The 20,045-nt window shown below is 65.9% G+C and carries 24 protein-coding genes; 16 read left to right on the forward strand and 8 right to left on the reverse strand.

The genetic code is table 11. The features are described 5' to 3' along the window. Positions 1-190 precede the first annotated feature (190 nt). Genes AC58D2_RS01675 through AC58D2_RS01690 form a run of 4 tightly spaced genes read left to right on the forward strand, consistent with a single transcriptional unit; the run spans position 191 to position 3,236 of the window. The gene (locus AC58D2_RS01675) at positions 191-868 is read left to right on the forward strand and encodes a Crp/Fnr family transcriptional regulator (RefSeq protein ID WP_497386712.1); all 678 of its coding nucleotides are present in this window, start codon (positions 191-193) and stop codon (positions 866-868) included. A 9-nt stretch (positions 869-877) separates the two neighbouring features. Then, positions 878-1,228: an ArsC family reductase gene (locus AC58D2_RS01680; protein ID WP_497386714.1), complete on the forward strand. Its 351-nt coding sequence runs from the start codon at positions 878-880 to the stop codon at positions 1,226-1,228. Next, complete coding sequence (locus AC58D2_RS01685) at positions 1,225-2,301, forward strand: glycerophosphodiester phosphodiesterase (protein ID WP_497386716.1); 1,077 nt, start codon at positions 1,225-1,227, stop codon at positions 2,299-2,301. Before AC58D2_RS01680 ends, AC58D2_RS01685 begins: the two co-directional genes overlap by 4 nt. After that, positions 2,298-3,236: an aldo/keto reductase gene (locus AC58D2_RS01690; RefSeq protein ID WP_497386718.1), complete on the forward strand. Its 939-nt coding sequence runs from the start codon at positions 2,298-2,300 to the stop codon at positions 3,234-3,236. Before AC58D2_RS01685 ends, AC58D2_RS01690 begins: the two co-directional genes overlap by 4 nt. 27 nt (positions 3,237-3,263) lie before the next feature. On the opposite strand, the gene AC58D2_RS01695 is transcribed toward AC58D2_RS01690, so the two are convergent. Further along, a complete protein-coding gene (locus AC58D2_RS01695) occupies positions 3,264-3,479 on the reverse strand; it encodes a helix-turn-helix transcriptional regulator (RefSeq protein WP_497386720.1) in 216 nt (71 codons plus the stop codon). Further along, positions 3,472-3,897 carry a hypothetical protein gene (locus tag AC58D2_RS01700; protein WP_497386722.1) on the reverse strand — a complete coding sequence of 142 codons (426 nt, stop codon included), beginning with the start codon at positions 3,895-3,897 and terminating at the stop codon, positions 3,472-3,474. The genes AC58D2_RS01695 and AC58D2_RS01700 overlap by 8 nt, the downstream gene beginning before the upstream one ends. 125 nt (positions 3,898-4,022) lie before the next feature. On the opposite strand from AC58D2_RS01700, the gene panB reads away from it, so the two are divergent. The 6 genes from panB (at position 4,023) to AC58D2_RS01730 (ending at position 9,254) form a co-directional block, all read left to right on the forward strand. Continuing rightward, positions 4,023-4,886: a 3-methyl-2-oxobutanoate hydroxymethyltransferase gene (gene panB / locus AC58D2_RS01705; RefSeq protein ID WP_497386724.1), complete on the forward strand. Its 864-nt coding sequence runs from the start codon at positions 4,023-4,025 to the stop codon at positions 4,884-4,886. Positions 4,887-4,996: 110 nt separating this feature from the next. Then, a complete protein-coding gene (locus AC58D2_RS01710) occupies positions 4,997-5,770 on the forward strand; it encodes a tetratricopeptide repeat protein (RefSeq protein WP_497386726.1) in 774 nt (257 codons plus the stop codon). Between the two features lies 1 nt (position 5,771). Next, positions 5,772-7,106 carry an outer membrane protein assembly factor BamB family protein gene (locus tag AC58D2_RS01715; protein ID WP_497386728.1) on the forward strand — a complete coding sequence of 445 codons (1,335 nt, stop codon included), beginning with the start codon at positions 5,772-5,774 and terminating at the stop codon, positions 7,104-7,106. A 46-nt stretch (positions 7,107-7,152) separates the two neighbouring features. After that, positions 7,153-8,532, forward strand: a complete 1,380-nt coding sequence (gene der, locus AC58D2_RS01720) for a ribosome biogenesis GTPase Der (RefSeq protein ID WP_497386730.1) — start codon at positions 7,153-7,155, stop codon at positions 8,530-8,532. Then, positions 8,522-8,737 carry a sulfurtransferase TusA family protein gene (locus AC58D2_RS01725; protein ID WP_497386732.1) on the forward strand — a complete coding sequence of 72 codons (216 nt, stop codon included), beginning with the start codon at positions 8,522-8,524 and terminating at the stop codon, positions 8,735-8,737. The genes der and AC58D2_RS01725 overlap by 11 nt, the downstream gene beginning before the upstream one ends. 112 nt (positions 8,738-8,849) lie before the next feature. Continuing rightward, positions 8,850-9,254: an Hpt domain-containing protein gene (locus AC58D2_RS01730; RefSeq protein WP_497387157.1), complete on the forward strand. Its 405-nt coding sequence runs from the start codon at positions 8,850-8,852 to the stop codon at positions 9,252-9,254. Here the strand turns inward: AC58D2_RS01730 and AC58D2_RS01735 are convergent. After that, complete coding sequence (locus tag AC58D2_RS01735) at positions 9,248-10,588, reverse strand: DUF418 domain-containing protein (RefSeq protein ID WP_497386734.1); 1,341 nt, start codon at positions 10,586-10,588, stop codon at positions 9,248-9,250. The genes AC58D2_RS01730 and AC58D2_RS01735 overlap by 7 nt on opposite strands. Before the next feature lie 52 nt (positions 10,589-10,640). On the opposite strand from AC58D2_RS01735, the gene AC58D2_RS01740 reads away from it, so the two are divergent. Then, complete coding sequence (locus AC58D2_RS01740) at positions 10,641-11,456, forward strand: Coq4 family protein (RefSeq protein WP_497386736.1); 816 nt, start codon at positions 10,641-10,643, stop codon at positions 11,454-11,456. 69 nt (positions 11,457-11,525) lie between these two features. Here AC58D2_RS01740 and AC58D2_RS01745 read toward each other — a convergent pair whose 3' ends face one another. The 5 genes from AC58D2_RS01745 to AC58D2_RS01765 all read right to left on the reverse strand — a co-directional run bounded on the left by AC58D2_RS01745 (position 11,526) and on the right by AC58D2_RS01765 (position 16,215). Then, positions 11,526-12,272, reverse strand: a complete 747-nt coding sequence (locus AC58D2_RS01745; RefSeq protein WP_497386738.1) for a DUF72 domain-containing protein — start codon at positions 12,270-12,272, stop codon at positions 11,526-11,528. 103 nt (positions 12,273-12,375) lie between these two features. Further along, positions 12,376-14,631 (reverse strand): phosphoribosylformylglycinamidine synthase subunit PurL, encoded by a 2,256-nt coding sequence (purL, locus tag AC58D2_RS01750; protein WP_497386740.1) that lies wholly within the window; start codon positions 14,629-14,631, stop codon positions 12,376-12,378. An 84-nt stretch (positions 14,632-14,715) separates the two neighbouring features. Then, complete coding sequence (locus AC58D2_RS01755; RefSeq protein ID WP_497386742.1) at positions 14,716-15,012, reverse strand: hypothetical protein; 297 nt, start codon at positions 15,010-15,012, stop codon at positions 14,716-14,718. Between the two features lie 127 nt (positions 15,013-15,139). Further along, positions 15,140-15,553 carry a DUF2177 family protein gene (locus AC58D2_RS01760; protein ID WP_497386744.1) on the reverse strand — a complete coding sequence of 138 codons (414 nt, stop codon included), beginning with the start codon at positions 15,551-15,553 and terminating at the stop codon, positions 15,140-15,142. After that, positions 15,550-16,215, reverse strand: a complete 666-nt coding sequence (locus AC58D2_RS01765; protein ID WP_497386746.1) for a hypothetical protein — start codon at positions 16,213-16,215, stop codon at positions 15,550-15,552. Before AC58D2_RS01765 ends, AC58D2_RS01760 begins: the two co-directional genes overlap by 4 nt. A gap of 72 nt (positions 16,216-16,287) precedes the next feature. On the opposite strand from AC58D2_RS01765, the gene AC58D2_RS01770 reads away from it, so the two are divergent. The 5 genes from AC58D2_RS01770 (at position 16,288) to queA (ending at position 19,958) form a co-directional block, all read left to right on the forward strand. After that, complete coding sequence (locus AC58D2_RS01770) at positions 16,288-16,551, forward strand: exodeoxyribonuclease VII small subunit (protein WP_497386748.1); 264 nt, start codon at positions 16,288-16,290, stop codon at positions 16,549-16,551. Positions 16,552-16,596: 45 nt separating this feature from the next. After that, on the forward strand, positions 16,597-17,478 hold the full coding sequence (locus tag AC58D2_RS01775; RefSeq protein WP_497387159.1) for a polyprenyl synthetase family protein: 882 nt from the start codon (positions 16,597-16,599) through the stop codon (positions 17,476-17,478). Beyond that, positions 17,478-17,984, forward strand: coding sequence for a pantetheine-phosphate adenylyltransferase (coaD, locus tag AC58D2_RS01780; RefSeq protein WP_497386750.1), 507 nt, complete (start codon positions 17,478-17,480; stop codon positions 17,982-17,984). Before AC58D2_RS01775 ends, coaD begins: the two co-directional genes overlap by 1 nt. An 85-nt stretch (positions 17,985-18,069) precedes the next feature. Next, the gene (locus tag AC58D2_RS01785; RefSeq protein WP_497386752.1) at positions 18,070-18,882 is read left to right on the forward strand and encodes a peptidylprolyl isomerase; all 813 of its coding nucleotides are present in this window, start codon (positions 18,070-18,072) and stop codon (positions 18,880-18,882) included. Positions 18,883-18,902: 20 nt separating this feature from the next. After that, positions 18,903-19,958 (forward strand): tRNA preQ1(34) S-adenosylmethionine ribosyltransferase-isomerase QueA, encoded by a 1,056-nt coding sequence (gene queA / locus AC58D2_RS01790; RefSeq protein ID WP_497386754.1) that lies wholly within the window; start codon positions 18,903-18,905, stop codon positions 19,956-19,958. Positions 19,959-20,045: the final 87 nt, after the last annotated feature.

Below are 20,045 nucleotides of genomic sequence, written 5' to 3' on the forward strand. Positions count from 1 at the left end.
GAAGCAAGGGCAAGGAAATTAGCATTCTCCGCCGCTTTGCGCACCTATGCTTTTCTTGAGCCGCGAAAACTGATAGTTTGCTATGGATTTTGCGGGCGCGCATCCGGGGCGCCGCGTCCGGCGTTCTGTAATCGGTAACCTGTTTTACCTAGGGTCCTAAGTAGGGACCGCAACGCGAAACGATTGGGCTATGGGGACTATCGACCCGGCTTGGTTCGGCTATGCCGCGCTTGTGTCGCTTTTGGCGACGGTTTTGGCCGTGCGCATCGAATTCGTGCGGCTGGGCCTGGCTGTAGCGGCCCTGATCGCGCTGCCGGCCGTGCTGCTCGGCTGGCACAGTATCGGGGCGGCGGTCGTGCTCACGGCGATCCTGCTGCTCAATCTCGCGCTCGCCGGCCGTGCGTGGCTCCGCGATTCGGGGACGCGCTTCTCGCCCGAGGAACTGGCGCTTCGCGGTCTGCATTTCGACCGCCTCAGTGCGGGCGAGGCGCGGCGGCTGATCGATCAGGGGCACTGGATCTCGGCGAAGCGCGGCGAAATATTGATCCGCGAGAATCAGGCGGCGCCGAGCCTCTTCTACCTTGCCGAAGGGCGCGCACTGATTCAGCGCGACGGGAGCGATGTCGGGACACTGGCCGACGGCGCCCTGATCGGCGAGGCGACCGTGCTCGACGGCACCAATGCGACGGGGACGGTGACGCTGACCAGCAACGCGCGGCTCTGGTTCGTGCCGGCGGCCGCGTTGCGCGCCTATCTTGCCGCGAATCCGGAGATCGCCGCGACCCTGCATCAGGGATTCGCGCGCGCGCTGCGCGGAAAGCTGGCCAGCGCCAACACGCGCATTGCCGACATGCCGCCGCTATCCTAAACCGCCTGCATGGCACTGACACTTTATGGCATTCCGAACTGCGACACGGTGAAAAAGGCACGCCGCTGGCTCGACGAGGCCGGCATCGCCTATCGCTTCCACGATGTCCGCAAGGACGGGCTCGACCCCGACCGGCTGCAAGGCTGGATCGACGCGCTCGGGTGGGACAAGCTGCTCAACAGGAACGGAACGACCTTTCGCAAGCTGCCCGATGCCGACAAGGCCGGGCTCGACGCGGCGAAGGCAAAGGCACGGATGCTGGAGCATCCGGCCATGATCCGCCGTCCGGTGGTCGAGGCGCCCGACGGCGTGAGTGCAGGATTTTCGGCCGATGACTGGCGCGCGCGTTTTGCGGCATGACGGCTTGGCGCGCCGCGGTCCTCGCGCTGCTGCTGCCCGCGGCGTGCAGCGCTGAACCGATGACCGCACAGCCGACCCTCGACGGGCAGCCGCCGATCGTTATCGCCCATCGCGGCGCATCGGGCGAGCGGCCCGAACATACGCTCGCAAGCTATGAACTCGCGATCGAGCAGGGAGCCGATTTCATCGAGCCCGATCTCGTGCTCAGCAAGGACGGGGTGCTTGTCGCACGCCACGAGAACGAGATTTCCGAAACGACCGATATTGCGGACCATCCCGAATTTGCGCGCCGCAAAGCCACGAAGACGATCGATGGCAAGGCGGTAACGGGCTGGTTTACCGAAGACTTCACGCTGGCCGAACTCAAGACCTTGCGCGCGAAGGAGCGTATCCCGCGGCTGCGCGGCACCGCATATGATGGCCGGTTCGCAATCCCGACCTTCGAGGAAATCCTCGATATGCTCGCCCGCGTGAACAAGGGGCGCGAGCGTCCGGTGGGGGTTTATCCCGAGACCAAGCACCCGAGCTATTTCGCGTCTATCGGCCTGCCGCACGAGGCGCCGCTGCTCGCGCTGCTGGACCAATATGGCTATCGCGGCCGCGGCGCCCCCGTTTTCATCCAGAGCTTCGAGGTCGGCAACCTGAGGGCGCTGCGTGCGAAAAGCGACCTGCCGCTGATCCAGTTGATGGACGACGAGGGCGGGCCGGCGGACAACCCCGACATGAGCTACAGTGCGATGGCGACCCCAGCGGGGCTTCAGGCGGTCGCAGCCTATGCCGACGGCATCGGGCCGAACAAGCAGATGATCATCCCGCGCGGTGCGCTGGGAACCCTGGGGCAGCCGACGCGTCTGGTCGAGGAGGCCCATGCGGCGGGGCTGAAGGTTCACCCCTGGACCTTTCGCCGCGAAAATTATTTCCTGCCGCTTGCCGACCAGGGCGGCCTGAACCCCGCCGGCCACGGCGACCTGGCGGCCGAGATCGGCGCCTATCTGAAGGCGGGCGTCGACGGGCTGTTCAGCGACAACCCCCACGAAGCGGTGCGCGCGGTGAAACAAGGAGCAAAGTCATGACCGAACGCCCCCTTGGCCAAAGCGGCCTCTCGATCCGTCCGTTCGTGCTCGGCGGCAATGTGTTCGGCATGACCGCCGACAAGGCCGCGAGTTTTGCGGTGCTCGACCGGTTCGTCGAGCTGGGCGGCGGGATGATCGACACGGCCGACGTCTATTCGGCATGGGTACCGGGGCACAAGGGCGGCGAGTCCGAGAGCATGATGGGCGCTTGGCTGAAGGCAGGCGGCGCGCGCGACAAGGTCCAGATCGCCACCAAGGTCGGAATGATGGAGGGTGGGCTGAAGCCCGATCGCATTCGCGGCGCGCTGCAAGGTTCGCTCGACAGGCTCGGCGTCGACACGATCGATCTGTATTTTGCCCACAAGGACGATCCCGAGGTGCCGCTGGACGAAGTGCTCGGGGCGTTTGCGGAACTCGTCGACGCGGGAACGGTGCGCGCAATCGGCGCATCGAACTATTCGGCCGATCGGCTCGCCGAGGCGCTGCGCGTGTCGGCCGAACGGGGTCTGCCGCGCTTCACCGTGATGCAGCCCGAGCTCAACCTGATCGATCGCGCGCAATATGAAGGGCCTCTTCAGGAGCTTTGTATCGCCGAAGGTCTGGGCGTCGTTACCTATTTCAGCCTCGCTTCGGGCTATCTGACGGGCAAGTATCGCGAGCCCGGCGACCTGGCGAAGAGCCCGCGCGGCGGCAAGGCGAAAACCTATATGGAGGGCAGCGGACCCGCGGTGCTGGCGGCGATGGATCGCGTCGCCGCCGAAACCGGGGCCACCCTGTCGCAGATCGCGCTTGCCTGGACGGCGGCGCAGCCCGGCGTCACCGCGCCGATCGCCAGCGCGACGTCGGTGGTGCAGCTCGACGAGATCGTGGGCAGCCTCGACGTCACGCTGACGGCCGAACAGGTCGCGGCGCTCGACAAGGCGGGCCGGGCATAGGGCAAACCACGGGCGCTCCGTCGCCCCCTATTCGTCGTGCCACCGAAACACCGCTTCGAGCGGTTTGCCGAATATGCGCGCGATACGGAACGCGACCTCCAGCGAGGGGGAGTATTTGCCTTGCTCGATCGCGGCGATCGTCTGGCGCGTGACTCCGACGAGGTCGCCCAGCTCGCCTTGCGTCATTTCGTCCGCCAGAAAGCGCAAGGTCCGTATGTCGTTGGTGAAGGGGGGCTTAGCCATGCCAGCCGCGCCGATAGCTCAGCAGGATGACCAGGTGGCGCACCGTTTCGGCGAGCACCAGCGCGAACAGGGCGGCGTTGACCAGCCGGACGCCGGAGTCGGCGAAGGGCATGACGACGCCGACCACGATCATGCCGGTCATCAGGATATAATAAGCGATCCGCGTACTGCGTCCGTCGATGCTCCGGTCGCGCTCGTCGGCGCGCGCGCGCGCCTCCTTCGGGGTCCGGATGGCGAACAAGGTCGTCCCGGCGACCACGACGATCACCTGCGCCAGCGCGATCGATCCGAACAGCCATAGCATCGGGGCCATCGCGCGACCGGCCGGATGTCCCGCCAGAACCAGTCCGAAATAGAGCGTATAGCCGGCTGCCATACTCACGAGGGTCAGCCAGGCGATTTTTTCCCGGAAAGCCATAACGCGATACTCCATGTCGATAAATTCGAACTCAATGTTATATAAAATTAACATAGGGTCAAGTTTGATCTACATTGTCGACGGAACCGCTTTGGAGTGTCCCGGTCCGCGTATAAGCCCGCGTCATGTCTACTCTTCCCAAAACGCTCACCCTCGACACCTCGACCAGCCGCGCGAATCCGACGCCGCAGCCGATGAAGCGGCTTACCGTGCCGCGGATTCGCCAGCAAAAAGGCGGCGACCCGATCGTTATGCTCACCGCCTATACGGTGCGACAGGCCCAGCTTCTGGACCCGCATTGCGACATGCTGCTGGTCGGCGATTCGCTTGCGCAGGTCATCTATGGGCTGCCGCACACGGTCGCGGTGACGATGGAGATGATGGCGCTGCACGGCGCCGCGGTCGTGCGCGGCAGCTATCACGCCGCGGTGATCGTCGACATGCCGTTCGGCAGCTATGAGGCCGGCCCCGAACAGGCGTTTGCCAACGCATCGCGCCTGCTCAAGGAGACCGGCGCCGCAGCGGTAAAGGTCGAGGGCGGCCGGGTGCTCGCGCCGACGATCGAATTCCTGACCCAGCGCGGCATTCCGGTGATGGGGCATGTCGGGCTGACGCCGCAGGCGGTCAACATCCTCGGCGGCTATGGCGTGCGCGGCAAGAGCGACGAGGAAGCCCGGGCGATCGTCGACGACGCGGTGGCGGTGGCGCAGGCGGGCGCCTTTTCGATCGTCATCGAAGGCGTGCTCGAATCGATCGCGATCGAGATCACGAACAAGGTCGCCTGCCCGACGATCGGTATCGGGGCGTCGGCGCAATGCGACGGACAGGTTCTGGTGACCGACGACATGCTAGGGATGTTCGAACGCGTCCCGAAATTCGTGAAGCGATATCAGGACATGGCGGGCGTGATCAGCGGCGCGGTGCGGGAATATGCCGACCAGGTCAGGTCGCGTTCATTTCCGACCGCCGATCAGATCTACGCCGGCTGACCGCCGCCTCGTCCGGCGGGCCCGGCTCCCGAGTGAATCGCTTGGCCTTTTGCCGTGCCGTCGCTAAGGAAGCGACCGGCCCCGGGCCGGACGAGATGATGGAGGATTGATTGGCCCTGAGCCCGACGAACAATGCCGCGCTGTTGCAGGAAGTCGACGAGGCCGTCCGCAAGGACCGGCTCGATTCGATCTGGAAGTCGTATGGGCGCCTGATCGTCGCGGCGGTGATCGTGGCGCTGCTCGCGTTCGGCGGCTATCTCTTCTGGCAGCACCGCGAAGCGGCGGCGCGCGGCGAACAGGCCGAAGCCTTCGTCGCGGCGCTCGAAAAGATCGACGACAACCAACCGCGCACCGCGACGGCCGAACTCGAAAAGATCGTCGCCGGCGACGATGCGGCCTATCGTGCGATGGCCTTGATCGCACAGGCGAATTTGAAGGCGCAGACCGACGATATGAAGGGCGCGGCCGCGCTGGTGGCAAAGGTCGCGGGCGACAGTTCGCTCGATCCGGCGCTGCGCGACATGGCGCTGGTGCGCCAGACCGCGTTCGAACTCGATACGCTGAAGCCCGAAACGGTGATCGCGCGGATGAAGCCGATCGTCGATGCCAAGGATCCCGAATCGCCCTGGTTCGCGAGTGCCGCCGAACTGACGGCGATCGCGCAGTACCAGCTCGGACATTATGATCAGGCGGGTGCGCTTTACGGCCGCATCGCCAAATTGCCCGATATCCCCAAGTCGCTGCAGTCGCGTAGCGTTCAGATGGCGGGGATGTTGGGCGTCGACGCCGTCGCAGACCGTGCGGCCGATAGTGCCGCCAAGGACCAGAAAGGCGAAGCCGCTCCCAAGGCCGCGGCCGCCGCGAAAAGCGAGGAAGCCAAATAATATGCTGAAAAGGCAATTTGTCCTGACTGCGGCGCTGTTCGCGCTGCCGCTGGCGGGGTGCAGCGTGTTCAAGGGCGATGGCCCGAAAAAGACGCCGACCGTCGGCAATCGCGTGTCGATCCTGTCGAACGACAATAGCGTGAAGGTCGACCCGGCGCTCGCCGAGACCGCCGTCGTCCTGCCCGAACCGGTCGTCAATGCCGCCTGGTCGCAGTCGGGCGGCAATGCCTCCAAATCGATGGGCCACCTTGCGCTCGCCGCAACGCGCAGCCAGGTCTGGAGCGCCCAGATCGCCGGCAGTACGAAGAAGCAGCGCCTCGCCGCGTCGCCGGTGATTGCCGACAATCGGCTGTTCGTCGTCGACACCGATGCGGTGGTCACGGCATTCGCCGCCGATACGGGCGCGAAACTATGGTCGCAGGCGATCGGCAGCACGGGCAAGGATTTCCAGGATTCGCTGTTCGGCGGCGGTGCCGCGGTCGACGGCGATGTCGTGTATGCGACAAGCGGCGTCGGCGACGTCGCCGCGCTCAACGCATCCGACGGGTCGGTGATCTGGAAGGTGAAGCCGTCGGGTCCGCTGCGCGGCGCGCCGACGGTCGCCTTCGGCGGGGTCTATGTGATCACGCAGGACAATCAGATCCTGGCGCTCAACGCGGCCAACGGCGCGGTCTTGTGGCAGGCGACCGCCTCGCTCGAGGCCGGCAGCGTCTTCGGTGCGGCGTCGCCGGCGGCGGGCGAGGCGACGATCGTCGCGGGCTTCTCGTCGGGCGAGGTTCAGGCCTATCGGTACGAAAACGGCCGCGATCTTTGGGAGGATGCGCTTGCCCGCACCTCGATCGCGCTGTCGGTGTCCACGCTCACCGACGTCGATGCCGACCCGGTGATCGACCGCGGGCGTGTCTTCGCGCTTGGCCAGGGCGGACGCATGGCGAGTTATGAGCTCAACACCGGGCTGCGCAGCTGGGAAATTTCGATCGCCGGTATTTCGACGCCCTATGTGGTCGGCGAGTGGGTCTATGCGATGACCGACGATGCAAAGCTGCTTTGCGTCGCGCGGTCGTCGGGCAAGATCCGCTGGATCCAGCAGCTTCGCCGCTACCGGGTCGACAAGGAAAAGAAGAAAGAGGATCCTGTCCGCTGGACGGGCCCGATTCTTGCGGGCGGGCGCCTTATCGCGGTGAACAGCCTTGGAGAAATGGCCGAAATTTCGCCGACCGACGGTTCGACCATCGCGACGACCGAATTCAAGTCGCCGCTGTCGCAGATGCCGGTGGTTGCCAACCAAACGCTCTACATCCTTGCGGACGACGGGCGGATCACCGCCTGGCGGTAACAGGGACGGGGCCGCATGTTGCGGCTCCAGACGATAGGATAGAAGCATGGCGCGATCCGCGACGATCGCCATTGTCGGCCGCCCCAATGTCGGCAAGTCGACCCTGTTCAACCGGCTCGTCGGCAAGCGGCTCGCGCTCGTCGACGACCAGCCGGGGGTGACGCGCGACCGGCGCGAGGGCGACGGTCAATTGCTGGGCCTGACCTTTCGCATCGTCGACACGGCGGGGTTCGAGGACCATGACGCCGCCACCCTGCCGGGGCGGATGCGGGTGCAGACCGAAAAGGCGGTGCGCGAGGCCGATGCCGCGGTGTTCATGATCGACGCGCGGGCCGGGGTGACGCCGCTCGACGAAGAAATCGCGCGCTGGCTGCGCAGCGAGGACACGCCGATCATCCTTGTCGCGAACAAGGCAGAGGGCAAGCAAGGCGAGGCGGGGCTGATGGAAGCCTATGCGCTCGGTTTCGAAAATCCGCTCGCGCTCAGCGCCGAGCATGGCGAAGGGCTCGTCGACCTGTTCGATGCCCTGCGCCCGGTTGTCGAACCTTTCATGGATGCCGAAGCGACCGAAGCCGCGATCCTCGACGAAGAGGGCGAGGAGCCGCTCGGTCCGCTCAAGCTCGCGATCGTTGGCCGGCCCAACGCCGGAAAATCGACGCTTATCAACCGGATGATCGGCGAGGATCGGCTGATTACCGGCCCGGAAGCAGGGATCACGCGCGATTCGATCCGGGTCGAATGGCAATGGGAAAAGGATGGCGAGGTCCATCCGATCCAGCTGTTCGACACCGCCGGGATGCGCAAGCGCGCCAAGGTTCAGGACAAGTTGGAAAAGCTGTCGGTCGCCGATGCGCTGCACGCGGTCGATTTCGCGGAGGTCGTCGTCCTGCTGCTCGACGCGACCAAGGGGCTGGAGGCGCAGGATCTGCGGATCGCCGACCGCGTGCTGGAAGAAGGGCGCGCGCTGATCGTCGCGCTCAACAAATGGGACGTGGCCGAGGATACTTCGGCGCTCTACAATGGCGTGCGCGCGGCGCTCGACGACGGGCTGTCGCAGATCAAGGGCGTCCCGCTGCTCAGCCTTTCGGGCGCGACCGGGAAGGGGATCGACACGCTGGTGCGCGTCGCCTTCGAACAGCGCGATATCTGGACGCGCCGCGTGTCGACTGCGAAGCTCAACCGCTGGTTCGAGGCCGCCGTCGCGGCCAATCCGCCACCGGCGCCCGGGGGCAAGCGCATCAAGCTGCGCTATATGACGCAGGCGCGTACACGCCCGCCGACTTTCGTCATCTTCGGCAGCCGCACCGATGCGCTGCCTGCGAGCTATCATCGCTATCTGGTCAATGGCATGCGCAAGGAACTGGGGTTCCAGGGCGTGCCGATCCGGATCAATTTTCGTAACACGCGGAACCCTTATGACAATTGACGCCTCCGCCGAGGTGATGGTCGACGCGCGCGGCATGCGGTGTCCTTGGCCCGCGCTGCGACTGGCCCGCGCGATGCGCGAAGCCGGGCGGGTGCGGCTGGTCGCCGACGACCCGCAAGCAGGGCGCGAGATCGCGGCGCTGGCGGCCGAGCGGGGGTGGACGATCGAGCACGCTGACGGCGGCTGCTGGCACGTCCGCCGCTGACCCGATTCGGGGCACAACTGCCGCCGGGTGCGGTTCGTAACCCCTTTTTTACCGACGTCGGGCATGAAGGGTGGCAGGGACCAAGGACCAACTGAACACCAAGGGACGCAACGTGGACGAGATCCTGGTCGATTGGGAGGAATTCCGTGCGACGCGCGCTCAGCTGGGTGCGGCGTTCATCCGGATTCTCGGATATTTCCGCGAGGATGGCACCAAGTCGGTATCGGCGATCGAAGAGGCGATGCGGGCCCGCGATGCGCGCGGCCTCGTGATGCCCGCGCACACGCTGAAGAGCGAAGCGCGGCAATTCGGTGCCGAAAAGCTGGGCGCTTTGTCCGAGGATATCGAGATGTTCGCCCGGCGATGCGTCGAAAGCCAGGTCAGTCCCGAGGAATATCTGCCGCGCGTGGTCGAACTGCGGCCGTTGTTCGAGGAAACGCTCACCGCGCTCGAACGCGAAGCCAATCCGCTTGTCCAGCGCCGGCCTGCCAGTTTCGGACGCGCCGCGAATTACTGAACGATCGCCGCACGGCGACGCATCGGTTGCAGCTCGGCGCGGGCCAGGCTGCGCCACAGCCATTCGAACGGACCGTAATGAAACCGGTCCAGCCACGGTTTCGACCACAGCAGCATCGCCGCCCACATGCCCGCGCAGACCAGATTGAGCGCCGCACGGTCGACCCGTCCGAACAGGCCGAATCCATAGCCGTAGAACAGCGTCGTCATCACGATCGAGGTCGTCAGATAATTGGTGAAAGCCATGCGTCCAGCCGCGGCGAGGCGAGCCTGCACCGCATCGGTCGCAAACACCCCGATCGCCCACAGGATCAGCGCGGCCCAACCTATCGTCATCACGATATCGAAGGGCATCGACAAAAGCGCGGTGGCGCCGAAAACCGCCACCCCCTCGAAGCCTTCCCGCACCTGGTAGAGCGCGATCGCGGCAAGCGGCGGGGTCGCGGCCAGGAAGCAGATCAGCGCCCATTTGCGATAGCGGTGCGGGCCCCATTCGCCGGTCAGCATATGCGCCCGGTATAGCGCCATCCCGACGAGCATCAGGCCCATGCTTTCCCAGAGCATCAGCGCCAGGCCCTGAAGCGGTTCCCCCAACCTGGCTCCGGTGCGATAGGCGACGAGGTCGCGCCAACTGCCGAGGTGCCGTGCGATGTCGGCTGCATAGCTGGACGAATTCGCGCCCATCGCGGCGTTCATCCGGACAAGCGCGCGCTGCATTTCGGCGCCGCCGTCGCCCGGCAGCGTTCCGGCCGAAGCGGCGAGCAGGCTGCTCCACATCGCCCCGAACAGCAACAGCCCGACCAGGAAGAAACCCGCGGCCCAGAGGAGGAGGGCGCGTATCGAAAGCGCCCGGAACCAGAACAGCAGCAGCCCGCAAGCGGCATAGAGGAACAAGATGTCGCCGAACCAGATAAGATAGAAATGAGCGAGGCCGAACAGTGCCAGCCATGCCATGCGGGCGTAATGGGTGCGCGCGGCGCTGCGCCCCGCCGCCTCGGCGCGTTCGATGACGAGCAACGTGCTGGCGCCGAAGAGCATCGAGAAGAGCCCGCGCATCTTCGAATCGACGAACAGGAAATTGAACGCCCAGGCGGCAAGGTCGGCGGACGAGGGCGGACCGCCCGCCGCAGGGTTGGCATAGGCCGCGAAGGGAAGGGCAAAGGCGACGATGTTCATCGCCAATATGCCCATGACCGCCACGCCGCGGATCGCATCCAGCCCACGATATCGTGACGGCATTGCCGTCGCGCCCATAAGATCTCCGCTCATCGCGACGACGCTACGCACCCGCCGCATCGCGGTCCAGACGCAATGGGTCCGGAACAGTATTGACATTTGTGTCAGTAGTGCTACTTAGGGAAGACACCGATTCTCAGCGAGACCCGCCATGACCACGCTTCCGCTTTCCCACCCCGATCGCACCGATGGCGGATTCCGTCCGCTGAAGGCACTGCGCCATTTCCGCAAGCTGATCGCCGACAAGGAAGACACCGAACAGGTGTTCCACATCATCGAGGCGCTGCGCGACAATCGCTTTTCGAAATCGGCCCAGGCCTTTTTCGCCACCTCCGAGGGGCGCAAGCTGCTGGCCGAGCGGCGCTATCTGCCCGCGATGCTCGACGACCACGACCGGCTGCGCCAACTGCCGGAAGGCAGCGTCGGGCGCGTCTATGTCGACTTCATGGAGCGCGAGGGGCTGACCGCGCAGGGGCTCGTCGATGAATCGCTGAAGTTCCGCCACGGCGCGGCGCGTCATGAGGACCAGATCGAGCTCTATGGCGAGCGGCTGCGCGACACGCACGACCTGTTCCACATCCTGACCGGCTATGGTCGCGATGCGCTCGGCGAACAATGCGTGCTCGCCTTTTCCTACAGCCAGACGCCGAGCTGGGGCACGCTGTTCATCGCGTGGGCCGGGGCTCGCGAAATCCGCAAGGGCTTTGGCAGCCGCTATCCCATTTATGCCGCGGTCCGCGAGGGCCAGCGCATCGGCCGCGCCGCGCAGCAGATCGCGCATCAGGACATCGAAGCACTGCTCGCCGAACCGCTCGATGCGGCGCGGGCGCGGCTCGGAATCGCCGAACCGTCGGTCTACCGGCAGGTCCATGCGATGATGCGCGCCGACGGCGTCGATCCCTATGACTTGCTGGGCACCAAGGCCGCCGATGCGAATGCGGTGCCGGAACTCGCGCAGGCTGCTTGATCGCGACGTCATCCGGCCCGGAAATTCGACACGAGCGGATTCCATGTCGATACCGACGCGACGCACGCTCTACGGAGCGGGCTTCAATCTCGCGATCAGTGCCTGAGCCGCCGCCGGATTGCGCACTTTCGCTCCGGCGATGAAGAAGAGATAGACGTCGCGGCCGCCCTCGGCCCAGCCGCGCGCCCGATCCGCCCACTGGTCGAGCGCGGCGTCGTCATAGCCCGTCTCGACCTCGTCGCGCGACCGCTGGAGGCGGGCATAGGTGAAATCGGCTGTCGACTCGTCGATGCACGGAAATTCATCGCTGTCGGCGAAGACGATCGCCATGTTGCGGTCGCGCGCGAGGTCGACGAACGCCGGATCGCGGAAGCTTTCGTGCCGTACCTCGAGCGCGTGGCGTAGCGGCAGGCCGTCCTGCGCTGCGGGCAAGAGGTCGAGGAAGGCGGCAAAATCGTCGCGCTCGAACCTCTTGGTCGCCATGAATTGCCACAGGATCGGCCCGAGCCGATCACCGAGCCGGGTCAGACCCTGGGTCAGAAACTTTTCGATCGAGGCCGCACCGTCGGCCAGCACTTTGCGGTTCGTCGCGAAACGCGACGCCTTGACGCTGAATTTGAAGCCGTCGGGGACCGCGGCCGCCCAATTGGCGAAGGTCTCGGGTTTCTGGCTGCCATAGTAGGTGCCGTTGATTTCGATACCGGTCAGATGCTGGCCGGCATAATCGAGCTCGCGTTTCTGCGGATGTTTCGGCGGGTAGAAGGTGCCCCGCCACGGTTCGAAGGTCCAGCCGCCGACGCCGATGTGGATGCTCATGATTCAGACACCTCCGTCATCCCGGCGGAGGCCGGGATCTCATCCTTGCATGCCCACGCGCCGGCGAGATTCCGGCCTCCGCCGGAATGACGGTGAGAGCATGTTATGCCAGCGCGGCGTCGGCCCCCATCAGCTTCGGAAAAAAGCCTTCATGGGCCTCGCGCAAGTCGGCCAGCGTGACCTGATGGTCGCTGTCGGGCAGTTCGAACACGATGCGGTCCCGGATCGTGCGGCCCAGCGGGTCGACCGGCACGTCGGCGCGGTTCGCGGCGTCGAGAAAGTCGGCGAGGCAGGTGTCGCACACCGTGACGAGATAGAGACCCTGATCCTCGCCAAAGAAGCTTTCGGCAATCCCGAAGGGCTGTTCCTCGCTGACCATCACCCCGATGTCGGACTTCAGGGCCATTTCGGCAAGGGCAACCGCGACGCCGCCGTCCGATACGTCGTGGCAGGCAGTGATCCACCCCGCGTTGATCGCCTGGCGGATGAAATCGCCGGTGCGCTTTTCGCAGCGCAGATTGACCGGCGGCGGCGGACCTTCCTCGCGGCCGTGGATTTCGCGCAGCCACACCGACTGGCCGAGATGGCCTGCGCGTTCGCCGACGGCCAAAACGATGTCGCCGGTGCGCTTGAAGCCGATGCCGACGGCGCGATTCAGATCCTCGATCACGCCGACGCCGCCGATCGCAGGGGTCGGCAGGATCGCGCTGCCGCCGCCGGTCGCCTTCGATTCATTGTAGAGGCTGACGTTGCCCGACACGATCGGATAGTCGAGCGCGCGGCACGCCTGCCCCATCCCGTCGAGACAGCCGACGATCTGGCCCATGATCTCGGGGCGCTGCGGGTTGGCGAAATTCAGGCAATTGGTGATCGCGCGCGGGGTCGCCCCGACCGCGGTGATGTTCCGCCAGGTTTCGGCCACCGCCTGCTTCCCGCCCTCGACCGGGTCGGCGTAGCAATAGCGCGGCGTGCAGTCGGTCGACATGGCAAGCGCGCGCTGGGTGCCGTGGATGCGGACGAGCGCGGCGTCGCCACCGGTCTGCACCGTGTCGGCGCCGACCTGGCTGTCATATTGCTCCCAGATCCAGCGGCGGCTGGCGATGTCGGGCGATCCCATCAGCGCCTTGAGGTCCGCCGCCACGTCGGTGGTTTCGGGGACATCGGTCAGTTCGGGCTGCTGCGGTGTCGGGACGTGCGGCCGGTCATAGAGCGGCGCGTCGTCGGCGAGCGGCGCAAGCGGGATGTCGCAGACGACCTCGCCATGATGTTCCAGCACCATGCGGCCGGTGTCGGTGACGGTGCCGATGACCGCGAAGTCGAGCTCCCATTTCTCGAAGATCGCCTTCGCAAACTCTTCCTTGCCGGGGCGCAGCACCATCAGCATGCGCTCCTGGCTTTCCGACAGCATCATCTCATAGGCGGTCATGCCCGTTTCGCGCTGGGGCACGTCGTCCATCTTGAGGTGGAGGCCGACCCCGCCCTTCGACGCCATCTCGACCGACGACGACGTCAGTCCGGCCGCGCCCATGTCCTGGATCGCGACGATCGCATCCGACGCCATCAGTTCGAGGCAGGCCTCGATCAGCAATTTTTCGGTGAAGGGGTCGCCGACCTGCACCGTCGGGCGCTTTTCCTCGGCATCCTCGCCGAAGTCGGCGCTCGCCATCGTCGCCCCGTGGATGCCGTCGCGGCCGGTCTTCGAGCCGACATAGACGATCGGATTGCCGATGCCCGATGCCGCCGAATAGAAGATCTTGTCCTGCTCGGCGACGCCGACGGTCATCGCATTGACCAGGATATTGCCGTCATAGGCCTTGTGAAAATTGACCTCGCCGCCGACGGTGGGAACGCCCACGCAATTGCCATAGCCGCCGATGCCATGCACGACGCCCGAAATGAGGTGCTTCATCTTCGGATGGTCGGGGCGCCCGAAGCGCAGCGCATTGAGGTTCGCGACCGGCCGCGCGCCCATCGTGAAGACGTCGCGCAAAATGCCGCCGACCCCGGTCGCCGCGCCCTGATAAGGTTCGATGTACGACGGATGGTTGTGGCTCTCCATCTTGAAGATGGCGGCGAGTTTCTTCCCGCCTTCGCCTTCGCCGATGTCGATGACCCCCGCATTTTCGCCGGGGCCGCAGATCACCCAGGGCGCTTCGGTCGGCAGTTTCTTCAGGTGGATGCGCGAGCTTTTGTAGCTGCAATGCTCGGACCACATGACCGAGAAGATGCCGAGTTCGACCAGATTCGGCTCGCGCCCGAGAGCGTGCAGGACGCGGTCATATTCTTCCGGAGACAGGCCGTGATCGGCGACGATCTCGGGCGTGATGACGGAGGCGGGCGCGGCAGCAGTCTGAGTCATGGCGCGCCTTTAGCGTTGCGCGGGCGATAGGAACAGACCCCATGTGGCCGAAAAGGGCCACATGGGGTCCGGAACCTGTCCGGCTCAGCGCGACGCGAGGGTGGTCGCGGGCTGGTCGAGCGGTTCGACGTCGCGCAGCGAAAAGCTCACCTGCTGCGATCCGACAGTGCCGCGCACCCGATGCTCGCCGACGCGGAGCTTGAACGGCTTGCCCGAACGTTCTTCGACGCCGCGGATCACGCGATAGCCGTCGGCCTCTTCGACGACATAGCTGTAGACGTGGCCGTCATGCTCGAACCGCTGCGGCGCGGCGTCTTTGGCGTGGGCGACAGGCGCCAGCACGGCGAGGCCGAGCGTGGCGGGGAGGATAATGGATTTCATGGTGCAAGTCCTTGTTTAATTGAACAAAACTTGCCTTTAAGCCCCTCTTGTATTGTGCGGTGCAGCATGACGACCGCGCCGCGGCGGGGCAATTGCAAAAAATCGAACCGGGATTTCGTGGGTGGCGTCAGCCGCGGGGCATGAAGGTCAGCACCAGCCAGGCGGCCGCACCCGCCGCCAGACCGGTGGCGACCGTGCCCCATGCGATGTCGAGCAGGGTGACCTTGGTCGACCAGATCTTCATCGTCGCATGGTTGGTCAGGTCGTAGGTCATGTAGCAGAAGAAGCCGAACAGCGCCCCCCATTGTGCAGCAACCTGCCACTTGCCCGCTGCGAGTGCGGGGGCGATCGCGAATATCTGGATTCCCAGCATGTAGAGCGCGTAGAATACCAGCGCGGGAACAGGGCGCCAGCCCTCCATCAAGAGCAGGCCGATCGCGGGGCGATAGACGGCCGGCACCATTTTGCCGAGCCAGATCGCGTCGAGCAGGCCGAACAGGATGGCGGTGGCGATATAGGCGGCGCCGAACTGGAGCGTCATGCCGCGACCTCCGGCGTGCGCGGGTTTCGCCCGCGGCCCGCCCACCAGGCTGCGAGCGCGAGAAACGCATAGGCGAACAGCATCGTGGCGGGGATGGCGATCGAATAGGCAGCCTGTTTCGGGCCGAACCAGTCGATCGCCTGGAACAGGGCGAGCAGCCCGGCGAGGACCCACAGCCGGCCATTGCCGCGCTCGCCATGCGTCCGGCGGGCATAATAGAGGAGCGCGGCGCCCGCGATCCCGATTTCGAGCGGCATTTCGATGGCCGGGTGGTTCCACAACCCGAAACCGAGCTTTGGCGGCGCACCGAACAGAGTGAGGTCGGGGATGTGGACGAGCATGTCGAGCAGCCAGTGCGACAGGACGACGACACCCGCGCCGATCGCGGCGCCGCGCCGCCGCGTCGCGGCCCAGACGATGGCGCCGAATATCAGGCCCCACAGTGCGGCACCGAGCAAGCTGTGGGTATAGGGCATGCGATAAAGGTCCATCGGGTTCATCGCGGTGATGCCGGGAACGACGCGCATCGCTTCGCCTCCCGAAATCAGTAGTGCTGCGAACCCGATATCGACGAGCTGCGCGGCCACGAACAGCGTGCCGAGACCCGCGGCACGGGGGCGTGTGGCGGCGACCAGCGCCGGCGCGAAATGGCCGATGAACATGGCCGGATGCTATCCGAGCGGTTCGCGACGTCAAGCTTGACCGCATGGGGGCGAAAGGGCCAAAGCAGGGCGATGACGGAAACTCCCGATACCGATACCGCCGCCGCGATCGCCTCGCTGTCGTTCGAAGCGGCGATGGGCGAGCTTGAAACGATCGTCCGGCGGCTCGAAAGCGGCGACGTCAGCCTCGAGGAATCGGTGGCGCTCTATGAGCGCGGACATGCGCTGCGCGCGCATTGCGAAGCCCGGCTCGCGGCGGCGCAGGCGCGAATCGAACAGGTCGGCCTGGGCCCCGACGGCCAGCCGGCGGGAACCACGCCCTTCGGCGAAAGCTGACGCGTGGCGGCGCTCGTCGACGGCGATCCGGCGCAGGACGGCGCGGTGCTGCGCGCGGCGCAGGAAGAGGTCGCGGTGGCGATCGACCGGCTGTTCGACCAGTTGCTTACCATTCCCGCGGATCCGCGCGGCCCCCTCTATGACGCGATGCGCCACGCCGCGATCGGCGGCGGAAAGCGGCTGCGTCCGCTGCTCGTTCGCGCGGCGGGCGACCTGTATCATGTCGACCGCGCCCTGTCGCTGCGGGTCGGCGCGGCGGTCGAGGCGATGCACGTCTATTCGCTGATCCACGACGACCTGCCGTGCATGGACGACGATGATCTTCGCCGCGGGAAGCCGACGGTACACAAGGCATTTGGCGAAGCGACCGCGGTGCTGGCGGGCGATTCGCTCCATGCACTCGCCTTCGAATGGCTGATCGACCCCGCGACGCACGGCGACCCCTTCGTCCGCGGCGAGCTGATCCGCGAACTCGCCCGCGCGGCGGGGCCGGCGGGCATGGCGGGGGGGCAGATGATGGACCTTGCCGCCGAAACCCCCGATTTCGACCTGCCCACCGTCACCCGGCTCCAGCAGCTCAAGACCGGCGCGCTGATCGGCTTTTCGGTCGAGGCGGGTGCGATTCTGGCGCGTATCCCCGACGAAGGACGGCGGCCGCTGCGCGGCTATGCCCGCGACATCGGGCTCGCGTTCCAGATCGCCGACGACATCATGGACGTCGAGGGCGACGAGGCCCTGGCGGGCAAGGCGCTGCACAAGGACGAGGCGGCGGGCAAAGCGACCTTCGTGACCTTGATGGGACTGGCGCGCGCACGCGAGCAGGCGCAGTTGCTCGTCGAGCAGGCGATCGACCATCTCGCGAATTTTGGCGAAGAGGCGACGCTGTTGCGTGCGATCGCGCGCTATGTCGTGGAAAGGGACCGTTGATGCGCATTGGGGTTTATCCCGGGACGTTCGATCCGATCACGCTCGGCCACATGGATATCATCCGGCGCGGGGCGAAGCTGGTCGACCGGCTGGTCATCGGGGTGACGACGAACATCACCAAATCGCCGCTGTTCGACGACGACGAACGAATCGCGATGGTGCGCCGCGAGGTGGCGACGATCGAAGGCGACATCCATGTCGTCGGGTTCAACGCGCTGCTGATGGATTTTGCCGAGCGCCAGGGAGCGACGGTGATCGTACGCGGCCTGCGCGCCGTCGCCGACTTCGAATATGAATATCAGATGGCGGGGATGAACCAGCAATTGAACGACCGGATCGAAACGGTCTTCCTGATGGCCGACGTCGGCTTGCAGCCGATCGCCTCGCGGCTGGTCAAGGAAATCGCCATATTCGGCGGCGATATCCACAAGTTCGTGACCCCCGCGGTGCGCGAGGCGGTGGTCGATCGCATCGCCGAGCGTGGGCTGCGGCAAGGCGACGACTGAGCCGATCATTGAGCGTTCAGCATTTTCCCGCTAGGGCGCGCCGGACGGGGCGCCAGACGGTTTTAGTGACAAAGGTCGACACGATATGAGATTCATCTTCCGCCCCCTGCTGACGACGGTGATGGCGTTCGGGTTGACGGCTGCCGCCGTAGCGCAGGAGGTGCCGTCGGCGCCGCCCCCCAACCCCGAGGATGCCACGGGGCAGCCGCCCGCCGAGGCACCTGCCGACGACGGCGAGGCGGCCCCCGCCCCGCCATCGCCGCCCAGCGATGCGCCCGCCGCCGATCCGGCGACGACCGAGGTGGCGCCGGTCGCTCCGGCGATGACGCCCGACCAGTATATGGGCAATCCCGAATATATGCTCGACCTCGACCTTTCGACCGGCGGCCGGGTGGTGATTCAGCTCTATCCCGATGTCGCGCCGAATCATGTCGAACGCGTCAAGCAACTCACGCGTTCGGGCTTTTACGACGGGGTGAAATTCCACCGCGTTATCGACGGTTTCATGGCGCAGACCGGCGACCCCACCGCAACGGGGCAGGGCGGGTCGGACCTTCCCGACCTGGCGGCCGAATTCAACGACCGCCCGCACCTGCGCGGGACGGTCGCGATGGCGCGCGCCAACGACCCGAACAGTGCGAACAGCCAGTTCTTCATCATGCTCCAGCCGCGATTCTCGCTCGATCACAATTATACGGTGTTCGGACGCGTCGTGTCGGGAATGCAATATGTCGATGCGATCCATAAGGGCGAGCCGCCGGCGGTGATGTCGCGGATGGTCCAGGTTTCGGTCGCCGCCGACAAGAAGCCGATGCCGCCTGCGTCGATGTTGACCGAGGACAAGCCCGCCGCGGCGTCGGATATCACCGCCGGCGACCTGAACGCACCGATCCAGTAAGCCGCTCGGGACGCAGCGCGATGCGCGTCGACGACTTCGATTTCGACCTGCCGCCCGAGCGGATCGCGCTGCGCCCCGCGCGGCCGCGCGATGCCGCGCGCATGCTGGTCGTCGCGGCCGGCGCGATCGAGGATGCGGGGGTGCGCGACCTTCCGGCCCGCCTGCGCGCGGGCGACTGCCTCGTCTTCAACGATACGCGGGTCATCCCGGCGCAGCTCGAAGGGCGACGAGGCGTTCGGGATGACGGCGCGCAGAGCGCACCGGGGGCAAAAATCGGCGCGACGCTACACAAGCGCGTCGACCTGCGGCGCTGGCAGGCCTTCGTCCGCAACGCAAAGCGGCTGCGGGTGGGCGAAACGGTCGAGTTCGGCGCCGGGGTGTCGGCGGTCGCCGAGGATCGGCTGGCCGACGGCAGCTTCATCCTGGCCTTCGCGGGCGAAGAGCCGGTCGAAGTGCTGCTCGAACGCGCGGGCACGATGCCGCTGCCACCGTATATCGCGGGCAAGCGCGCGACCGACGACGCCGACCGCGCCGATTATCAGACGATGTTCGCGCGCGAGGACGGCGCGGTTGCGGCGCCGACCGCGGCCCTGCATTTCACGCCTCCGCTGCTCGATGCGCTGGCCGCCGCCGGAATCGCGACCGAAACGCTGACGCTGCACGTCGGGGCGGGCACATTCCTGCCTGTAAAGGCCGACGACACCGAGGATCATGTCATGCACGCCGAATGGGGCCGCATCGATCCGGAAACCGCGGCGCGCCTCAACGCTGTGCGGGCCCGGGGTGGGCGGATCGTCGCGGTGGGCACGACCAGCCTGCGCCTGCTCGAAAGTGCGGCGCGGGACGACGGCACGATCGCCCCGTTCGCAGGCGACACCTCGATTTTCATCACCCCCGGTTATCGCTTTCGCGCGATCGACGGTTTGATGACCAATTTTCACCTGCCGCGTTCGACCTTGTTCATGTTGGTTAGTGCGCTGATGGGGCTCGACGTGATGCACGCCGCCTATGCGCATGCGATCGCCGGCGGCTATCGCTTCTACAGCTATGGCGATTCGAGCCTGCTGCTCCCCTGACCAGCCCGGTCGGGCCTGCTTTGGTCGTTTACAATATCGCAAGGGCTTGGAGTGCATAGCCTTTTAAGGGTTGGGACCAGCAAGAGT

This window comes from Sphingopyxis sp. CR5 (genome assembly GCF_059693785.1).

Bases quoted from the DNA above. Each gene is read 5' to 3' on its own strand.
- AC58D2_RS01685 (WP_497386716.1), top strand. From the start codon at position 1,225: ATGACGGCTTGGCGCGCCGCGGTCCTCGCGCTGCTGCTGCCCGCGGCG.
- coaD (WP_497386750.1), top strand. From the start codon at position 17,478: ATGCGCATTGGGGTTTATCCCGGGACGTTCGATCCGATCACGCTCGGC.
- queA (WP_497386754.1), top strand. From the start codon at position 18,903: ATGCGCGTCGACGACTTCGATTTCGACCTGCCGCCCGAGCGGATCGCG.
- AC58D2_RS01755 (WP_497386742.1), bottom strand. From the start codon at position 15,012: ATGAAATCCATTATCCTCCCCGCCACGCTCGGCCTCGCCGTGCTGGCG.
- AC58D2_RS01725 (WP_497386732.1), top strand. From the start codon at position 8,522: ATGACAATTGACGCCTCCGCCGAGGTGATGGTCGACGCGCGCGGCATG.
- panB (WP_497386724.1), top strand. From the start codon at position 4,023: ATGTCTACTCTTCCCAAAACGCTCACCCTCGACACCTCGACCAGCCGC.
- AC58D2_RS01715 (WP_497386728.1), top strand. From the start codon at position 5,772: ATGCTGAAAAGGCAATTTGTCCTGACTGCGGCGCTGTTCGCGCTGCCG.
- AC58D2_RS01700 (WP_497386722.1), bottom strand. From the start codon at position 3,897: ATGGCTTTCCGGGAAAAAATCGCCTGGCTGACCCTCGTGAGTATGGCA.
- der (WP_497386730.1), top strand. From the start codon at position 7,153: ATGGCGCGATCCGCGACGATCGCCATTGTCGGCCGCCCCAATGTCGGC.
- AC58D2_RS01760 (WP_497386744.1), bottom strand. From the start codon at position 15,553: ATGACGCTCCAGTTCGGCGCCGCCTATATCGCCACCGCCATCCTGTTC.
- AC58D2_RS01740 (WP_497386736.1), top strand. From the start codon at position 10,641: ATGACCACGCTTCCGCTTTCCCACCCCGATCGCACCGATGGCGGATTC.
- AC58D2_RS01745 (WP_497386738.1), bottom strand. From the start codon at position 12,272: ATGAGCATCCACATCGGCGTCGGCGGCTGGACCTTCGAACCGTGGCGG.
- purL (WP_497386740.1), bottom strand. From the start codon at position 14,631: ATGACTCAGACTGCTGCCGCGCCCGCCTCCGTCATCACGCCCGAGATC.
- AC58D2_RS01675 (WP_497386712.1), top strand. From the start codon at position 191: ATGGGGACTATCGACCCGGCTTGGTTCGGCTATGCCGCGCTTGTGTCG.
- AC58D2_RS01680 (WP_497386714.1), top strand. From the start codon at position 878: ATGGCACTGACACTTTATGGCATTCCGAACTGCGACACGGTGAAAAAG.
- AC58D2_RS01765 (WP_497386746.1), bottom strand. From the start codon at position 16,215: ATGTTCATCGGCCATTTCGCGCCGGCGCTGGTCGCCGCCACACGCCCC.
- AC58D2_RS01785 (WP_497386752.1), top strand. From the start codon at position 18,070: ATGAGATTCATCTTCCGCCCCCTGCTGACGACGGTGATGGCGTTCGGG.
- AC58D2_RS01695 (WP_497386720.1), bottom strand. From the start codon at position 3,479: ATGGCTAAGCCCCCCTTCACCAACGACATACGGACCTTGCGCTTTCTG.
- AC58D2_RS01735 (WP_497386734.1), bottom strand. From the start codon at position 10,588: ATGTCAATACTGTTCCGGACCCATTGCGTCTGGACCGCGATGCGGCGG.
- AC58D2_RS01690 (WP_497386718.1), top strand. From the start codon at position 2,298: ATGACCGAACGCCCCCTTGGCCAAAGCGGCCTCTCGATCCGTCCGTTC.
- AC58D2_RS01770 (WP_497386748.1), top strand. From the start codon at position 16,288: ATGACGGAAACTCCCGATACCGATACCGCCGCCGCGATCGCCTCGCTG.